Genomic DNA, 18,030 nt, shown 5'->3' on the forward strand with positions numbered 1-18,030 from the left:
CCTCAACGCCGCCATTCTCGGCCTCTCCAAAGCGGAGGTGGATGAAAGCCTCGACCGCATTCTGGGATTTGCTGATATCGGAGCCTTCATCGACCAGCCAATCCGCAATTACTCCAGTGGCATGGTGGTGCGTCTGGCATTCGCCGTCCAAGCCCAGGTCAACCCACAGCTGCTGATCGTCGATGAGGCGCTCTCGGTGGGTGATGCAAAGTTCCAGGCAAAGTGCTTCGCACGGCTGAGCCAGCTGAAGGAAGACGGAGCGTCCATCCTGCTGGTCAGCCATTCGGCGGACCAGATTGTGCAGCACTGCGACCGTGCGCTTTTGATTGATGGTGGGCGAGTGCAGCAGACTGGCAAGCCGAAGCACGTCGTCAATGCTTACTACAACCTGCTGTTTGGAACAAATGATTCGTCTTCGGCTGTTGGGTCCGGGCAGACGGAGGAAGCCGCGTTGTTGCAGCAAAAGGCCTTCAGTGGCGCGCAGCAGGGTTACGAGCAGCGGGCCAATTACAATCCTCACGAGTTTCGTTGGGGTGATGGTGCCGCACGCATCGTCGATTTCGACCTGCGTTCGCCTACCACGCTGTATCCGGCCGTAATCGAATCGGGAACTGACCTCACCCTGGCCCTGCGCATCCACTTCGAGCGTGATGTGCACCGACCGATTCTTGGCGTGACGGTCAAGAATGCGGAGGGCGTGGTGGCCTATGGCACCAACACCGAGTACCAACCGCTGCCCGATTTCACGCAGGCGGGCAGGGCAGGTACCAGCGTCGATGTGCAGGTTGCCTTCCGCTGCGCATTGGCCGATGGGGACTACTTCATCTCTGTTGGTCTCGCCAGTCGTGGCGAGGAGGATGTCGTTCCACACGATCGGCGTTACGACAGTATCCACATCAAGGTAATGCAGGCCAGATTCTTCGGATTCAGCGACCTGGGAATGCAGTTGTCGTTGCCAGTGGAGGCAGGTCTGCCATGAAATCGAGTACAGATATGACCGATACACCAGTGAACCCTCAGCACGCACTGCACGCTGCAGGCTACCAGTTGGATCCGGAAAGCAGGGTGTGGTATTCGCCTGGCTTTGGCAGCATTGACTACAGTGACGGAGATGGCGCGGAAAACCTGCTGCTGGAAACATTGCGTGGCGCACGGGACGTCAGCGTGTTCTCGTCCGAACTCGCGGCTGCTTGCCGTGACTGGCCCTCGCGATACCACCTGTCCACCGAGCGTGCGAATCTGCTGAGGCCATTTGCATCATTCCTGGTGCCCGGTGCGCATGTCCTGGAAATCGGTGCAGGCTGTGGCGCGGTCACCCGTTACCTAGGCGAGACGGGGGCGGAAGTACTTGCACTTGAGGGTTCCCAGCGGCGCGCGACGATTGCCCGCGAGCGGACCCGAGACCTGCGGAACGTGCAGGTGCTTGCCGAGCGTTTCCAGGATCTCAAGCTGGCCGAACGCTTCGATGTGGTGACGCTCATCGGCGTGCTGGAATATGCCAGCCTCTTCTCCGACAGTGACAACCCTGCCGTGGACATGCTGCAGCGGGTCCGCGGGCTGCTTAAGCCGGGCGGGCGCCTTATCCTGGCAATCGAGAACAAACTGGGTCTGAAGTACCTCGCCGGTGCTCCGGAAGATCATCTTGGCGTGCCAATGGTGGGCGTCGAGAACCGGTACCCGGAAAAAGGCCCCAGAACGTACGGGCGCATGGAGCTTGATGACCTGCTTGTGCAGGCCGGCTTTGCCGCGCGTGAGTTCCTGGTGCCGCTGCCTGACTATAAAGTGCCCGCCACCATCTTGTCCGGGCGTGCGCTCGCAACGCCGCGTCAGCACTTTGATATCGCGCCACTGCTGTCACAGGCGGTTCGCCGGGACCCACAGTTGACGCCGACCACCTTCAACCTACAGCGAGTCTGGCCGCAGGTGTCCAGCAACGGGTTGTCGCTTGATCTGGCGAACTCCTTCCTGGTTGAAGCATCGGCCGAATCCATCGAAGCCCAGACCCCTGCAGTCCTTGCATGGCACTTCAGCACGCAGCGTGTGGCTCGTTTCGCCCGCCAGACCTGCTTCGTCGACGGGCCGAATGGCGTGCGCGTCGAATCGATGGCGCTGACCAACGAAACGATGAGCGATGCTGGGAACGTGAAGCTGGTTGTCTGTGACTCATCGGACTATTTGCAGGGCAACTTGGTGGTTGATGAGTGGCGCGCGCTGCTCACTAGCCCGGGTTGGCGGATGGAGCAAATGGTCGCTCTCGTAGCCGATTACGTTCAGGCGCTGCGCAACCTGCTGGAGCAACAGGGCACTTCAACGAGCCCGCAATGGCCGACTGCAGGGGACTTGCTTCCCGATGACTTTGTCGACGCGACGCCGTCCAATCTGATGCGCTCCGTGACGGGAGAGATCACCTATTTCGACCGCGAATGGTCAGTGCGGGCCCCGACGTTGGGCTGGTTGCTGACCCGCGCATTGTTGTTCACCTACGGCGGCACGCCCGTAGCCCCAATGGACGCCGATGCGCCAGCTTGTTCGGTTCGTGAGTGGCTGGCGCATCTGATTTCGCAGGTCCTCAATGATCCTGCGGGCGCTGCGGTCGTGGACGCGGCCATACTGGACGAGATCCATTTCCAGCTTGAAGCCACTGGCAAGGACCAGCGGGAAGCGCTGGAGGGTATGCTGGAGGCGCCCGTTCCCCGCCTTATGGCCGCAGCGGCCCTGACAGAGCCATCAAACGACGTGCTGGCAAAGCTTGACGGGCTGCAGCACTCGTTCAATCTGTCCTCGCAGCACATGATCAACATGTATGCCTCGCTGGCGGCGCTGCACGATGTAGTGGGTAGCATGCAAGCTGGGTTGAGTCCAGCCATGCAGGGCATCAGCGCGCAGGTCCAGCATATCTCCGCCGGTCAGCAGGCGTTGCATGCGCGACTGGTCGCAACCGACGACCGCGCGGAGGAATCCATGCGCCACTGGAGCGCAGAGCATCGCGCGCTTGCCGATGATCTCATCGGCAGCCTCCAGGACGAGCGTCGCCAAGAGGTCATGCGGAGCTTGGAGCAGACTGTGCAGAACCTGGTTCAATCGCAGAACGAGCTGCGTGATGCCGTGCAGCTGCTCATGGCTGACCGCAAGAGGAGCTGGTGGGGAGGGCGTCGGTGATACCGCACCGACGCAGACCTGCGAAATTCCGCTTCGACCCCAGGGCGCTTCACGATCTGGTGCTCGAGGATGGCTCGGTGTGGGTGGCAGGCGGTTCTGATCCGCAGTTCGTCCTGGACCATTCGGCTTTCCCGCTACAGCCAGGGTGGTACCGTGTCCAAGCTGACTTTGCTGAGATCGATGGACGGATCGAGCGACCGTGCCTGTACCCCGATTTTGGCGAGGGCATCAGCGAGGACACGCGGGTGGACTTGTTCCCTGACCTGGGGCGCGGGCGATTGGATCAGCTGGTTCACATAACGGCTCCTCTGATCGCACTGCGCTTCGATCCTTCGACTTGCCCGGCCAAGTTCCGCCTCGGCGGATTGACACTGACCCCGGTGCAACCGCTGGAGGCGCGATGGCTGGCCATGGACGCGTTGCTGGCGCCGCAGCTGGAATACGACCCAGCATTGGCCGCATCGACGGCGGCCTGGGGCTATGGCAACCCGCCGGATGTGGCGCACATCGAAAGCGTGCTTGAGCGCACTCCCTTGGCACGTGAGACGGGGCGATCCGCCTACGGCTTGTGGTGTGATCGTCAGGACCGACTGCTGGACGCACTGGCGTCGGGCGTTGGTCGCGGCGCAGCACTGGATATGCCGTGGCTGACGTTGTTGGTGGAGGATCCTGCCAACGCATTCACTGAAGCCTCCCTGCTGCGCTTCGATAGTGCGGAAGTCCAGGTGATCAGGGTGGGTGGTCGTGCGCTGGCGGCGTGCCTGGGAGAGGCAAAAGGGCAGTGGATCGGTTGCCTGCGCAGCGGCGACCGCCTGCATCGACACCTGCCATCACTACTGGCCCAGGTTGCTCTGCGTTTCCCGGCAGCGCCAATTGCCTACACCGACGAGGACGTTTCCCTTGCTGATGGCGGGCGGGCGCAGCCGTGGCGAAAGCCTGCATTTGACCGCCTAAGATTCTTCGAACAGGACTATCTTGGCCAGTCGGCCTTTGTACGGCGCCAGGCGCTTTGCCCCGACGTCCTGCGGGTTGCTGACCAATCCGGGTGGTTCGGTGTGCTTGTCGAACTTTCCAACAGCACCGAGCACGAACGCCTGCCCGTGCATATCCCGCATGTTCTGCGGCATGTTGCAGCCGCGCCAGGACCGAACTGTGCGCCGATGATGGCTGCGGGCCACGCGGCCGCGGAAATGGCCGCGGTATGGCAGAGATTCTTCGAATCCCGCCGATGCCTGCATCGCGTGGAAGCAACGGCAGGTGGCAGTCTGAGGTATCTACCTCACGTATCGACATGGCCGTCGGTGGATATCATCATCCCCACAAGGGATCGCGTCGATCTGCTCAGGATGTGCCTCTCGACTCTGCTTGAGCGGACCGACTATCCCAGCCTCAATGTGCACGTGGTGGATAATGGCTCTGTGGAGCAGGAGACGCTCAGCTATCTGAACGAGATAGGTGGCGATGAGCGTGTATCCGTGCACCGCTACGATCTGCCCTTCAATTATTCGGCGATCAACAATTTTGCCGTCAGCAAAGGATGCGCTGAAGTTGTTGTCCTGCTCAACAACGATATCGAGATCATCGATGCGTCGTGGTTGAAGACGATGGTTGGGCTGGCGGTGCAGCCGGAGATCGGCGCCGTCGGCGCCAAGCTCCTCTATCCCGACGGTCACCTGCAGCATGCGGGTGTTCTGCTAGGGATCGGCGGCGTGGCGGCGCATGCGTTCCCGCACGCTGCGCCTGGCACACGCGCTGAGTATGGCCGTGCCGGAGTGCTTCAGCACTATTCTGCTGTTACGGCGGCGTGCCTGGCGGTCCGCCGGCAGGTTTTCGATGCAGTTTCCGGCTTGGACGAGTCACTTGCCGTGGCCTTCAATGACGTTGATTTCTGCCTGCGGATCGGCGCTGCAGGATGGATCAATGCATGGACTCCCCATGCCGTTGCCGTCCATCACGAGTCGGCAAGCCGCGGCAGCGAAGATAACCCTGAAAAACAGGCGCGCTTTGCTGCAGAGGTAGTTACTATGCGTTCACGCTGGTTGGAAACACTCGAGTCAGATCCTGCCTACAGTCCGGGGGCCAGTCTATCCCCCCCCGGTTTTGGAACTGATCCGCTCCGCCATGCACAGCGTGTTGCGCGTGCCGCATTCGCGGCAACCCCCGTTTCGTCCCTGCCTGCTTGACAGGCAGAATTGCCAGAGAACGTATGTCGATCCTACCTTTGACCCTTCGACCCGTACATCAGATCCGCACGCTACATTTGCCGGAGCAGGCCGGAGATGTCTGGCATGCGTATGGCAGCGATCCCCAGTTTGAAGTCTCTTGGGAAGGCGGTGCACTTGCGGGCGGCTGGTATGCTTTCAGCGGCACGGTAAAGGTGCTGCGCGGACGGCTGCATGCGCCACTACTGTACCCAGCTTACGGTGAAGCGCTGGCCGACCATGATCGTGTCGAGCTTCCCTTCACTGCGCCTCAGGGCGAGCGAGTGCGGTTTGATGTGGTCATCCGTTTCGCGACGACGATGTCCCGCCTGCGCTTCGATCCCTCCGTGGCGCCGATGGATTTCGAGCTGAGCGACCTGCGCCTGCGCAGGCTCGGGCGCGTCGAAGCACTGCGCATGATGCTGCAGGCACTGGCGGCGGAACGCGAAACCGAGCTCAGCCGCATGCGCCTGTATGCCAGAACTACGCTGGACTTCCTGCGCTACGGGCGGCGGGGTATGGCCGAACGTCTGTACATGAAGTACGCAAACCGCAATTCGGCCGGTGAATTCTCCGACTACGAGGTCTGGCAGGAGTTCTACGATGCCCGTGGTGAGGCATTTGATGCGCAGGGCGCGACGTTGCTCGCTGCACTGAATTCCAAGCCGGTCGTTTCAATCCTGGTACCCACCTACAACACGCCTGAAGAATGGTTGCGACGTTGCATTGAAAGCGTGCGTGCACAGGTTTACCCGCACTGGGAATTGTGTCTTGCCGATGATGCATCCACGGCCGAACATGTTGCACAAGTCCTGCAGGAGTATGCCGCGCTGGATGCGCGCATCCGTTATGAGGTACGACAGGAGAACGGCCACATCTCGGCCGCGTCCAATACTGCATTGCAGATGGCCAGTGGCGAGTATGTTGCCCTGCTGGATCATGACGACGAGCTTCACCCGATGGCTCTGCTGGAGTGCATGCACGCTTTCGAGGTGAACCCTGCATGGAAAATGCTGTTTACCGACGAGGATAAGATCGACAAACACGGTCGGCGCTCCGACCCCTACTTCAAGTCGGACTGGAACCCGGATCTTTTCCTTTCGCAGAACTGTGTCTGCCATCTGACCATCTGCCGCGCTGAATTGATACGGGCAGTCGGTGGTTTCACTCTAGGCCTGGAAGGCGCGCAGGACTGGGATCTGGTACTGCGCATGACCGAGCGTCTGTCAACGGCCGAAGTCGGCCATGTGCCCAAAGTACTCTATCACTGGCGGATGATCGAGGGCTCGACCGCGATGGCGCCGGGCGAGAAGTCCTATGCGCATCACGCTGCGCAGCGAAGCGTGCAGGGGCATCTGGATAGGATGGGTGGGGGCGCTAAAGTGCTGGAAATGCCCTCCTATAGTGGCTATTTCCGCATTGCCTATCCGCTGCCGGAGCCTGCGCCGCTGGTGACACTGCTGATTCCAACGCGCGATCGTATCGACCTGCTGAAGCAGTGCATTGACTCGATCCTGAAGCTGACCACCTACCCGAATTTCGAGATTCTTGTCATTGACAATGATTCACAGGAGGCGGAATCGAAGGCGTACTTCGCTGAGATCCAACGTGATGGTCGGGTACGCGTGCTGCACTATCCACATCCGTTCAACTATTCGGCCATCAACAATGCAGGCGCCCGCCACGCGCGAGGTAGCGTGCTTGGGCTGCTGAACAACGATATCGAGGTGATCACCCCCGGTTGGCTCGAGGAAATGGTGTCCCACGCGCTGCGGGCGGAAATCGGCGTGGTCGGGGCGATGCTGTATTACCCCAATGACACGATCCAGCATGCAGGCGTCATCCTGGGAATTGGAGGCGTCGCCGGTCACTGCTACGTCGGCATGCCGCGTGGTTGGCCGGGTGACAAGCATCGCGGTGGACTGGTGCAGAGCCTGAGTGCTGTCACTGCCGCGTGCGCGGTGGTGCGCAGGGAGGTGTTCGAACAGGTGTCTGGCCTGGATGAGGGGCTGGAAGTAGCGTTCAACGATGTTGATTTCTGCCTGCGCGTTCGCCAGGCGGGCTACCGCAATCTGTGGACGCCTTTCGCCGAGCTTTACCATCATGAGTCGGCGTCTCGTGGTTACGAGACGACCCCGTCCAAGATCGCGCGGTTCAAGCGCGAAGAGGCATTCATGAAGGAACGCTGGGGTGCTCAACTGTTGCAGGATCCCTACTACAACGTCAATCTTACGGTGGAATCTACGCCGTTTACGCTGTCCTATCCGCCGCGTGCCAGTGCCGTCCTGCCGCAGGTCAGCAACTACTGACCAAGTCCCCGCCGTTTGACGGGCGGGAAAGTTCGCCATTGGGGCCATTCCTGCCGGCCGCGCCTGCCTCAGTGGCTCTGCTGCGCAGGGCCCGGTTTCTGCGGTTGTTGTGCCGGGACTACCTCTACGTACAATGCGTTCTTCAGTGCAGGATCATCCAACAGGCTGCGAAGACGTGAGGCATTGGGGTAGGGAATCTCGAAAGCGTTCACTTCCAGCGCGGCCGGGTCGCCGCTTGTTAGGTAGCTCAGCACATTCTTTTCCTGCAGCCGGGTCGCATCGTGCCTGGCCGCCATTGCGCGCGTGTCCATCGGCACCCGGATCAGAATGCCAATCAGAAAGGTGCCCGCAAAGGCAAGGGCAAGCATCTGGGCACCTAAGCGCAGTGGTTTCTTCAGGTTTTCGGTATTCCACAGTCGCAACGCAAACCAAGCGTTGCCGAACAACCCTGGCGTGAAGAGCTCGGTGTAGCGGGCGGCCGGTGTGTCCAGCCCGTGTCCGCGGCCGTACGCTATGGCCAGTCCCTGCAGGGCGGACCAGGCACATAGACCGGCCATGCTCAGATCGGTCGCGGTGGCGCGACGCAGCACCACCATTCTTGCGATGTACACAATACAGGGAAGCCACAGCGCCGCGATTGCCCAGTGGGGTCCGACCAAGGGCCAGCCCAGTACGTGGCTTATCGCGTCGATCAGCTCACGCGCATTCTGCGCCTGCAGCGCACGGTGCTCAGGAATCATCGGCAATTTTTGGTAGGCATAGCAGGCCAAGGCAGCCAATACAGCCGTGGCGCACAGTGCGGGCCAGCGTCGACCTGGCAGACAGAGGCATGCCAGCACATAGGTCCCTCCGACAGCGACCAAGGTAAACAGGCCCGAGGCCATGGTCAGAGTGGCCAGGATGCTCAGCGCCACTACTGCGGCCATCGCCAGAATGTTCTCGTGCTGGCTAGCGGCCAGATGGATGGCGAACAGGCTGAACAGAGCTAGGAAGTAGAACTGGCTCTGGAAGCCTACGAGGAAGTTCTCCCACGCAAATGGCAGCACCGAGAGCAGCAATGCAGCGACGACCAGCAGCCAGCGATGGGCACCCGCCTCTCGCTGCCGCAGGCTCTGCCAGACCAGCATGCCCGGTATCACGCAGAACACCAGCGCCGCCACACGTGCTTCGTACATGTTGTTCCACTGACCGGTCACCATAAAGGTCGCCAGCGTCACTAGACGGGTGGGGAGAATGCGATGCTCGTTATGGGTCCGGATCAGATCCTCCCACGAAAATGTGCCGTCGACCCAGGGTTTGAGTAGGAATGCACCCTCAGCGTCCCATTGGTCCCAGAACGGCATCGGCACCGCAAAATGCTGCACATAGAAAAGACGCACGACCAGCGCAAGTATCGCTACGGCGGCGGCAACCTGCAGCGGTGAAAGAAGTGGGCTGCGGGCAGGAGAAGTGGCATGCATGATCATGGCTGGCTGTTCCTGAAAGTAAACGCTTTGTGTCCTACGTAGCTGGTGAAGACCGGTACCGCCACCCCTGCCGCATGCGCTAGTGTTTCGGGGTGGAAGGTCATGCCAACAGTGGGAAACAGCCAGCGCGCGAGCAATAGGCTAACAACCAGGGTCTGCAGTACCGCCAGGAGGTTGATGGCGATGAACCAGCCGGCTTGGTGATATAGTCGGTTGCCGGAAGCTTCGAACACGAAACGCCGGTTCAGCAGAAAAGCCGTGACCATGCCGATGCAGTAGGCGACCACGATTGCTGCCACGTACGGCATGACCTGGCTGAGCAGGATGCGCGATCCGAAGTTCGCTGCGGCGGCAATGCCGCCCGCGACAATGAAGCGCATGAACTGCATGCTGATCATGCCTTGAGCACTTCTTCGATCAGGCGCTCGGCAGCCTGAAGGCTCTCCGAAATGGAGCGGTCCTCAGGGTAGTAGTACGCGGTATCGGCCATGAAGAAGCCCGAAATCGGTGTACGCATGGCTGGCAACCTGTCCTGGAAACCTGGCGGGCAGATGGTCTGCGCGAACTCATAGCGATGGCAGTGCGTAGCCAATACCCAGTCGCGCTTGAACTGAGGGTTCAGGTGCGGCAGGTAACCCAGCACTTCCTCGATCAACTCGGCATTGGATGCCTTCCACTTCGGGTGTGTCTTAGGCATGTAGAACGGCGCGTACAGGATCTTCTGCCCCGGGTATTCTCCCGGGTTGAGGTTGCTGTACTCGATAACGCCCGGAATGGCGATGCCCGGGTCGCTGATATTCATCCAGAAGTTCTCGCTGACGGGATGCTTTAGCTTGAGGATTACGCAGGCAACTGGAATGTTCTCCACCGCGCGGATCTGCGCGCGGAAGCTTTCCGGCAGGCCGGGGACCATGTTGGGAACATACTGAATGGGGGCAGTGGAAACGACGCCGTCGTAGGCGGTGAAGGTGTCACCGGTGCGGATGCCGCTAACACGGCCACCTTCACTGACGACCTCATCGACGCCCTGGCACAGGAAGATGCGACCGCCGCGATTGAGGATATCCTGCTTCATGCGGTCAAGCAGCGTCATTGAGCCACCTTCGAGGTAGCCCAGGCTCTCGTTCATCAGGTTGCGACGGGACAGCGCGATGCGCTTGATGCGCGTACCGATCCAACTGGCAGACAGGTTGTCCTTGTACTCGAAGAATTTCAGGCGGAAGGCATCCTTCCACATCACGTTATAGGCCTTCTCGCCGATCCAGCGGCGGATCCAAGCGCCGGCCTCTTCCTTGTCCAGCGCTGTCCAGTCCTTGATGCCCTTGGTGTACATCACGTGCAGGGCATAGCGGAACTTGCTGATCGGCCCCAGATGCGGGAAGCCCAGCAGGGCAAACGGCGTCCCCCACTTGAACAGGCGGCCGTTGTAGAAATATCCCATCTTGGTATCGGTCCACTTCAGCGCGTGGCTCAGGCCGTAGCGGTCGAGCAGTGCAAACAGCGGGTCGTCGGTCTTGCAGATGAAGTGATAGTAGCGTTCGATGGACAGGCCATCGAAATCAAAGGCTGCCGACATGCCGCCGATGCGGTCGTCGCGCTCATAAATGTCGACCTGGTGGCCTGCATCGAGGAGGCGGACTGCGGCCATCAGGCCCATGGGGCCTGCGCCGACGATGGCGTACTTGCTCATGTAAATCCTCTAGAAGCGTAAAAATAAGGTGGGGCCAGCCAGGTCTTGCCTTGGCGTCAGTGACCGCTGGCACTAGGCGCGAAAGGACTCGTCAATGGCACGCACTATGCCGTAACCAGGAGTGGGAATCACTTCGGCGCCTCCGTGGTGGGCTGCAGTCCGTGCGGAGCGGCATAGAGCAGGGCCACGAACAGCCCGCCCGTCAGCAGCAACGTAACCACGACGTACGTGGTCTGAATGCTGGTCAGGAACTGCCGATCAAGCATGTACACAGAGATGGCCACGGCCACATTCCCGATCGAAACGGCATAGAACAGCCAAGGAAGCGTGCGGCGCAGGGCCAGCAGGATGACCATCTGGAGCAGCAGCACAGTGGCGTAGGCTCCCTGGTGGATGAGGGTGGAGCCGCTCTCGAACATGACCAGCAGCCAGAACAGGAGGGAGGCCACCGCCGCCGCCAGCGCCTGGACGACCGGCCGTAACGCCGGATCGGCATTCCGGCGCAGCAGTGCGATGCAGGGAACCAGCAGCAGGGGGGAAGCGAACCACATTGAGTAGCCGAGATGGAAGAAGCTCTGGTTCACGACCTGCGACATCGAATCAACGTTCCGCCCCAAGAGGATAGCAAAGGCATCGACTGGGCCCGAAAACGTGCCCTTGATGATATTGGACAGGTTGTGGGCGCGTCCGGATATCCATTCCCCTAGTGTAAGGCCGGCATACGCACTGCTGATCGCTTGCAGTACCGTATCTTGGTCTGCTTGGATGCGTCCAGCGAAATGCCATTTGATCAGCCTGTCACCCGGCGGGTCGACCAAGCGTTGGTAGGCTACCCAGGGAAGATAAAGCAGCGCGGCTACCGGCGCGGTCCGTACGAGCAAGGTAAGGCTGTCCCTTCGATACCAGGCGAAGTGGAGTACGGTCACGCCGACCAGGAAGAACAGTGCGCCGCCATGTGCAAGCAGGGCCAACGACGCAGCAATACCCGCCTTGATCCACGGCCTGCCGTGCACATCCAGCGGGAAGAGGTACTGGTAGTAGATCAGGCAGAAGGTGGCAGCGATCAGCTTTGGCCAGACGAACAGCGTGTTGAGCAGCATCAGCGGCGACAGCGCGAGTACAAACAGAGAAATGGCCTGCGCTGGCCGATGAACCAATCTGCCCGCCAATATTCCCAGCGGAACCATCACCAGAGCCTGGGCCCAGGTAGAAACGCCTTGGTAGGTAAGCCCATGAGGACTTGGCAGCAGGCCGCGCATCTGCAAATACAGTCCCACCTGCAGGGGAGGGCGGTCACTGCTCAGCCAGTCGCCGATCATGGGTACATCCAAGTGGCCCTTGGCCAGCATTTCGCCGAAGACATAGGGGAGCCACGAATCCATCGGCAGATCTCGCCAGCGCGAGGCGGCGTCGTTCCAGCTCCCGCCGTCACCACGGAAGGGGAACAAGCCGATCCAGAGCACCAAGCAGCTCAGCAGCAGAGTGGGTAGCAGTTGACGCTGGAGCGCAACCGCATCCGCCCCCGCCGCACGCAGACCTTGTCGGCGCAACGGCAGCGTCAGGAAGGGTAGCAGCAGCGTGAGCGCCGCCCCCGCTTTTCCCACCGGGGGCGACAGTACGAACATATTGAAGACCAGCATCCAGACGCAGCCGGCTGCGAGCAGGGCGTTCAGCAGGCGTTGCTGAGGTGTACCTGTACCCGGCAGCAGCATCGCCACTAGCAGAAGCCAGCAGTTGGCAAGCACCACGGCGGCAAACAGCGGTAGCGCGCCCGCTACCAGTGCTTGGTGCAGGGGCTGGCGGGACGCGCCGACTCCGGCCCAGCCGAAAGGTTGACTGGACTTATCCTCCAGGCGAATGGCAAACGCGCCGGATTGGACGGCGGTCGGTACATCGACAACGACCCGCTGCCAGCGCTCGCCGGGCTGAGGCGTATTCAGTTCGGCCCAAGCATCTGTGTCCAGAGACACTGCCCGCAGGGTGATGCCCATCGTACCGGGATAGCCTGCCAGCATAAGATCCACTTTGCGCGTACCGGGCGGGTAGGGAGCCGTTTCGACTACACCGGTCCATCCATCGCCTCCGTCGCAGTAGGTAATTCGGGCCGAAACCTGGTTATCAGGTGGCAGATATGGAGACTGGGAGGGTGCGCACCCCCCTGACTGTACTGCAGCCGGGTCGTGCTGCGACGTGCATGCACAAAGCAGGGCCAACAATGCCAAAAGGAAACCCTTCAGCAGCACGCGCACTGCCCCACCAACGCTTACAGCCCGCCATTGCCGTACTGCGCTCAACTTAGCCGCGAGTGGAGAAAACGTGCGCTGAGCTGGAGAATGAGTTGGCAAGGCCGAGGAATCCGTGAGTTGAAGGGGAGGCACCGGTCATCGTCGGTCAACGAAGGATGCCCTGGCGCCAGAGTGAGCGGTGCATCGGCCTGTCAACATAGCCAGTAACAACCAATTCGTTGTCGTCAGGACGAGGGTGGAGATGAACCGTTCTATGCGAGCAACAGCGGCATCACCACGACCGTCTCGGAGCCTGATGCACGGCGCATTGAGCGTCAGACCGGGTATACGGTAGGTTGAAGCCCTGGCAGTGCAGCATCCAACCATCGACGTGCTGGCTTGCGGCGCGCTGGTGTCAACGCGGACCTGGCGGACTCCGATAGCCAGGCCGACGGCGAGCCGGCCCACAGAAGCAACAGAAGGCACGCCTGTTTCATGCTGCCGCATCAGCGCTGCAGAACGATCTTGGAGTAACGCGGATCCGTGTAGCTTTCACGGATCGCATCTTCAAAAGGCGTCTGCTTCACGCCGAATACGGCCCCGGTGTCGATGCCCTTGAAGTCATCGCCGGCACTGAGTGCCTTCAGCTGGTCGGCGGTGAAGGGCGGTTTGCTGCTGAACAGGCTGTAGACCTTCAGCAGGAAGCCAAAGAAGCCGATCGGGATGTGCACGATCACCGTATGCAGCTTCTTGACCCGTTTGATGGTGCGGATGATGTCCACGTAATCCACGCGCGTATCGCCGACGATGTCGAAGACCTCGCCGTCCGGTTCGGTTTCGATGCACTTGGCGATGCAGCGGCAGAAGTCGCGTTCATACAGGGGCTGGCGCATGAACCTGCCATCGCCCGGGATCGGGAATACGGGCGTGCGTGCCATGAAACGCGACAGCCAACCCAGGTGCTTGGGGTCGAACCAGCCGAACATCAGCGTCGGGCGCAGCACGCAGTGGCGCTGGCCGCTGGCCACCACCATTTCTTCCTGTTCGCGCTTGGTATTGGTGTAATCGTCCTTGGCGACCGAATTCACCACCGACGAGCTGATGTGCACCATGTACGGCACAGCCGCGTCCTGGGTCGCCTTCAACACATGGCCGGTGGCGGTGATGTTGTTGCGCACGAACAGATCGGTGGTCTTGCCGGTGATCTGTGCATGCAGCTGCACCACGCAGGCGGCGCCGTTGAACTCGGTCGCCCATGCGCCAGGTTCAGCCAGGTCGGCTTTCACCACGCGGACATCCGGATGCAGGCCGTGCAGGATGTCCAGGTTGTGGGCATGCTTGTCGATGGCCACCAGCTGGGTGTAGCCCTGCTGCTTGAGCTCGACGATCAGGTTCTGCCCCACCAGGCCGGCGGCACCGGTGATGACGATCTTGGCGTGCTTGTCAGTCATGTCAGAGCTTGATCCTGCGGAAGACGAATTCGGGAATGTTCTTGATGATCATCATGATGGCCCACCAGAAGCCGGGCAGGTAGGCAACGGCCTTGCGCTTGCCGATCGCCTTGAGGATGCCGGCGGCGACCTTGTCCGGTGTCGCCCACAGGGCGCCCTTCTTGAACGCTGCGGTCATCGGCGTATCGACGAAGCCGGGCTTGATGACCAGCACGTTGATGCCAGCCGGACGCAGGCGCTGACCCAGGCCGCTCAGGTAGGCGGTGACCGCTGCCTTGGCGCTGCCGTACAGATAGTTGCTGGCTCGGCCACGGTCACCGGCCACCGAGGAGATGACCGCCAGGCTGGCCCCGGACTGCAGGCGCTGCGCCAGCGCGGCGGAAAGCGCGATGGTCGAGGTGCCGTTGGTGGCGAATTCCTGCAGCGACAGCTCGACCGATGCATCGCAGGCTGCCTGGTCAGGCAGCGTGCCGTGGGCGATCAGCACTGTATCCACGCCGCCCAGAGCCGACCAGGCATTGTCCAGCAGCATGCCGTGCGCGGACAGGTCGTTCACGTCCAGTACGCCGGTATGCACGTGCTGGGCACCACGTACGCGCAGGTCGGCGGCAATGGCGTCCAGCTTGCCGGCACTGCGGCCCACCAGGTAAAGCGCGGCGGCACGTGTGGCGTACAGGCGCGCAACGGATTCGGCGATGGCCGACGTAGCGCCGATGATCAGGATCTTCTGCATGGTTACTCCATCACCCGGCGCCAGAAGCCGGATGAGAATCGGGGGTCGATGAAGCGGGAGAAGGCTTCCCAGGCCGGGTAGGCCTGGCGGAACAAGGCCCCGGACATGCGGGCGTCCTTGGCCGGATACACGGCGCCACCCGCCTCGCTGACGATGCGATCAAGCCGGTCGAGCATCTTCAGCAGATCCGGTCCGTCATTGGGAAAATCCAGGGCCAGTGTTGTGCCAGGGCGCGGGAAGGACAACATGCCCGGTGAGGGGCGGTCGCCGAACTCCTTCAGCACGGCCAGGAACGAGCCACGGCCGCTGCGGGCGATTTCTGCCAGCAGCGCCGCCGTTGCATCGCGGGCGTGTTCCGGCGGAAGCACGCACTGGTGTTGCAGGAAGCCGCGCGGGCCATACATGCGGTTCCAGTGGTTGATGCCGTCCAGCGGATAGAAATAGCTCTGGTAGTGCGCTACGTGGCGGGTCCGGCGTGCCGGCTGGCGCCAGTAGTACAGCGTGTTGAACGGACGCAGGGTGAGCGGATTGACCAGCGAAACTGGCGGCACGATGGGCATGCTGCGGCGAGGGGCCGAACTGGGCGTGGCCGCCTGCGCATCCCCAGGGGCATGGTCACCACGCAGGAAATGGCCGCGGCCGAGGTTTGCGCCCTTGGCCAGGCAATCGATCCAGGCCACCGTGTATTCAAACCCTTCGGCGGAGTCGCGCGAAAGCTCGAAGAACTCAGCGAGATTGCCGAAACGGATCGACTCGGTTTCGATCCATGGGCCGGGTACCCGACGAAGCTGCAGCTCGACCCAGGTGATGAAGCCGGTCAAGCCAAGCCCACCTGCGGTGGCTGCGAACAGGCCACTGCTGTCGTTTGGCGTGAGCTGCTGCCGTGAACCATCGCTGCGCAGCAGCTCGAGGCGCAGCACGTGGTGGCAGAACGTACCTGCGCGATGGTGGTTCTTGCCGTGCACGTCGTTGCCGATCGCACCGCCCACGGTGGCGTAGCGGGTGCCCGGGGTGACTGGCAGGAACCAGCCACGCGGCAGCGCGATGTCCAGGATGTCGGCGAGCGTCACCCCTGCCTCGCAACGCACGGTGCCAGTGGCTGTGTCGAAATCGATGAAGCGGTCCAGGGCACGGCTGGTCAGCAGCGTGGCGCCTGGGTTGAGGCAGCTGTCGCCGTAACTGCGGCCATTGCCATGACCCAGGACGCTGCCACCGTCGACCGGTAGCGGCAGCGTGCCATCGCGGTCGAGCACCGGGAGGATCCGTTGCTCAACGTGCGGATAGCGTCCCCAGGACTGGCCGATCATTCCACTCATATCGCCAGCAGGACGATCAGCACGCAGAGGCCGATGACAATCTGGCTGCCGCGGTCCATCGCTGCGAATACGATCGGATCGTCATGCATGTCGCCACGATGGGAGACGATCCACATGCGGCTGATCCAGTACAGCAGGATCGGGCACAACAGCCACAGCAGCTTGGGATTGGTGTACAGCTCCAGGCTTTCGGGACTGTTGATGTACAGCGCGAAGACCGCGACGCCGATGTAGCCGGCGGCCGCGCCCAGCGACTGCACCAGCGGCAGGTCGGCCACCGAATAGCCACGGCCGATTGCCATTTCCTTGCCGCTGGCCAGTGCCGAGGCCAGTTCGGTGTAGCGCTTGAGCATGGCCAGGCTGAGAAACACGAACATCGAGAACGCCAGCAACCAGAACGACAGCTCGGAGTTGATCGCCACCGCGCCACCGATGATGCGCACGGTGTAAAGCGCCGCCAGCATCACTACGTCGATCATTACAATGCGCTTGAGCTTGAGCGAGTAGCTCAGGGTCATCACGTAGTAGCACAGCAGCACGCCGGCGAAGGCCGGGCTGCAGGCCAGCGCCAGGGCGAAGCCGGCCAGGGTGATCAACGGCGCCATCAGTAGGCCATGCAGTAGTGGCAGCGTGCCCGCGGCAAACGGGCGCTTGCGCTTGCGCGGGTGCATGCGGTCTGGGGTCAGGTCCAGCAGATCGTTGAGCAGGTACACGCCGGATGCGCACAGGCCGAATGCCAGGAAGGCCACCCCCGCATCAATGATCGAGGTGAGATCGAAGAAGCGGTGGGCAGTCAGCAGCGGTACCAGCACCAGCAGGTTCTTCAGCCACTGGTAGACGCGCAGCGCCTTGATCCAGGTGATCAGACCGCCGTTCTGAGAGGGCAGATGGTCAAGCACTTCGGTCTGCTTCGCCGCAGCACTGGCCAGCCCGGCCCCGTTGTTGACCACGATCGCGCCGCCGGCATGGGCCCAGACCTTCAGGTCGACCGTGCCGTTGCCCATGTAGTCGAAGCCTCGTTCGCCAAAGCGCGCTGCCAGTGCCTGCCCCTTGTTGCTGCCGGACAGGTTGGTGTGGCCGTCGCTGGCCATCACCTCTTCAAACAGTCCGAGGTGGTCTGCAATGGGCTGTACCAGCAGCCGGTCGGAGGCGGTGCACAGCACGCGGGGGCGTTGCGTGGTGGTGCGCAGGATCTCCAGGACCCGCTCGTCATAGGGCAGGGTCTCAGCGGGCAGTTGCACGCGCGAGGCCAGCTGGCGCTTTACGTAGGCCTTGCCCCGCAGCAGCCAGAACGGCACCAGGAAAATGTACAGGGGGTTGTGGGCCAGCAGGGCCAGCAACGATTCGTACAGGATGTCCGAGCGGAGCAGGGTGCCATCCAGATCGACGCACAGGGCACGTGATGAGGTCACAGCGGACGTGCCTCTTCGCAGAAAATGGCGTGATGCTGCATGTACTTCCTTTTCCACACGGTTGAATT

12 protein-coding genes are annotated in these 18,030 nt (G+C 61.7%); 4 read left to right on the forward strand and 8 right to left on the reverse strand.

Going from position 1 to position 18,030, the window contains the following annotated elements; genetic code table 11:
- The 4 genes from AB839_RS16535 to AB839_RS16550 form a co-directional block, all read left to right on the forward strand.
- On the forward strand, window positions 1-979 hold a 979-nt coding region (locus AB839_RS16535; RefSeq protein WP_061480197.1), incomplete at its 5' end, for a Wzt carbohydrate-binding domain-containing protein.
- Window positions 980-993: 14 nt separating this feature from the next.
- Entirely contained in the window at window positions 994-3,159 is a 2,166-nt protein-coding gene (locus tag AB839_RS16540; protein ID WP_061480198.1) for a class I SAM-dependent methyltransferase, read from the forward strand.
- A gap of 59 nt (window positions 3,160-3,218) precedes the next feature.
- Window positions 3,219-5,342 carry a glycosyltransferase family 2 protein gene (locus AB839_RS16545; RefSeq protein WP_154350193.1) on the forward strand — a complete coding sequence of 708 codons (2,124 nt, stop codon included), beginning with the start codon at window positions 3,219-3,221 and terminating at the stop codon, window positions 5,340-5,342.
- A 23-nt stretch (window positions 5,343-5,365) separates the two neighbouring features.
- The gene (locus AB839_RS16550) at window positions 5,366-7,669 is read left to right on the forward strand and encodes a glycosyltransferase family 2 protein (protein WP_061480199.1); all 2,304 of its coding nucleotides are present in this window, start codon (window positions 5,366-5,368) and stop codon (window positions 7,667-7,669) included.
- A gap of 68 nt (window positions 7,670-7,737) precedes the next feature.
- On the opposite strand, the gene AB839_RS16555 is transcribed toward AB839_RS16550, so the two are convergent.
- The 8 genes from AB839_RS16555 to AB839_RS16590 form a co-directional block, all read right to left on the reverse strand.
- Complete coding sequence (locus AB839_RS16555) at window positions 7,738-9,135, reverse strand: hypothetical protein (protein WP_061480200.1); 1,398 nt, start codon at window positions 9,133-9,135, stop codon at window positions 7,738-7,740.
- On the reverse strand, window positions 9,132-9,533 hold the full coding sequence (locus tag AB839_RS16560) for a GtrA family protein (RefSeq protein WP_061480201.1): 402 nt from the start codon (window positions 9,531-9,533) through the stop codon (window positions 9,132-9,134). The genes AB839_RS16555 and AB839_RS16560 overlap by 4 nt, the downstream gene beginning before the upstream one ends.
- Entirely contained in the window at window positions 9,530-10,825 is a 1,296-nt protein-coding gene (locus tag AB839_RS16565; protein WP_061480202.1) for an NAD(P)/FAD-dependent oxidoreductase, read from the reverse strand. Before AB839_RS16565 ends, AB839_RS16560 begins: the two co-directional genes overlap by 4 nt.
- Window positions 10,826-10,953: 128 nt before the next feature.
- On the reverse strand, window positions 10,954-12,816 hold the full coding sequence (locus AB839_RS21595) for a hypothetical protein (protein WP_154350194.1): 1,863 nt from the start codon (window positions 12,814-12,816) through the stop codon (window positions 10,954-10,956).
- Window positions 12,817-13,556: 740 nt separating this feature from the next.
- The gene (locus AB839_RS16575) at window positions 13,557-14,501 is read right to left on the reverse strand and encodes an NAD-dependent epimerase/dehydratase family protein (protein ID WP_061480203.1); all 945 of its coding nucleotides are present in this window, start codon (window positions 14,499-14,501) and stop codon (window positions 13,557-13,559) included.
- Window position 14,502: 1 nt separating this feature from the next.
- Window positions 14,503-15,234: an SDR family oxidoreductase gene (locus tag AB839_RS16580; protein WP_061480204.1), complete on the reverse strand. Its 732-nt coding sequence runs from the start codon at window positions 15,232-15,234 to the stop codon at window positions 14,503-14,505.
- A gap of 2 nt (window positions 15,235-15,236) precedes the next feature.
- A complete protein-coding gene (locus AB839_RS16585) occupies window positions 15,237-16,550 on the reverse strand; it encodes an FAD-binding oxidoreductase (protein WP_082783366.1) in 1,314 nt (437 codons plus the stop codon).
- A complete protein-coding gene (locus AB839_RS16590) occupies window positions 16,547-17,944 on the reverse strand; it encodes a UbiA family prenyltransferase (protein ID WP_061480223.1) in 1,398 nt (465 codons plus the stop codon). Before AB839_RS16590 ends, AB839_RS16585 begins: the two co-directional genes overlap by 4 nt.
- Window positions 17,945-18,030 lie beyond the last annotated feature (86 nt).

The organism is Stenotrophomonas sp. DDT-1 (genome assembly GCF_001580555.1).
Classification (GTDB): domain Bacteria; phylum Pseudomonadota; class Gammaproteobacteria; order Xanthomonadales; family Xanthomonadaceae; genus Stenotrophomonas; species Stenotrophomonas sepilia.

Coding starts and splice junctions, on each gene's coding strand:
- AB839_RS16540 (WP_061480198.1), top strand. CDS start 994: ATGACCGATACACCAGTGAACCCTCAGCACGCACTGCACGCTGCAGGC.
- AB839_RS16550 (WP_061480199.1), top strand. CDS start 5,366: ATGTCGATCCTACCTTTGACCCTTCGACCCGTACATCAGATCCGCACG.
- AB839_RS16555 (WP_061480200.1), bottom strand. CDS start 9,135: ATGATCATGCATGCCACTTCTCCTGCCCGCAGCCCACTTCTTTCACCG.
- AB839_RS16560 (WP_061480201.1), bottom strand. CDS start 9,533: ATGATCAGCATGCAGTTCATGCGCTTCATTGTCGCGGGCGGCATTGCC.
- AB839_RS16565 (WP_061480202.1), bottom strand. CDS start 10,825: ATGAGCAAGTACGCCATCGTCGGCGCAGGCCCCATGGGCCTGATGGCC.
- AB839_RS21595 (WP_154350194.1), bottom strand. CDS start 12,816: ATGGGCATCACCCTGCGGGCAGTGTCTCTGGACACAGATGCTTGGGCC.
- AB839_RS16575 (WP_061480203.1), bottom strand. CDS start 14,501: ATGACTGACAAGCACGCCAAGATCGTCATCACCGGTGCCGCCGGCCTG.
- AB839_RS16580 (WP_061480204.1), bottom strand. CDS start 15,234: ATGCAGAAGATCCTGATCATCGGCGCTACGTCGGCCATCGCCGAATCC.
- AB839_RS16585 (WP_082783366.1), bottom strand. CDS start 16,550: ATGAGTGGAATGATCGGCCAGTCCTGGGGACGCTATCCGCACGTTGAG.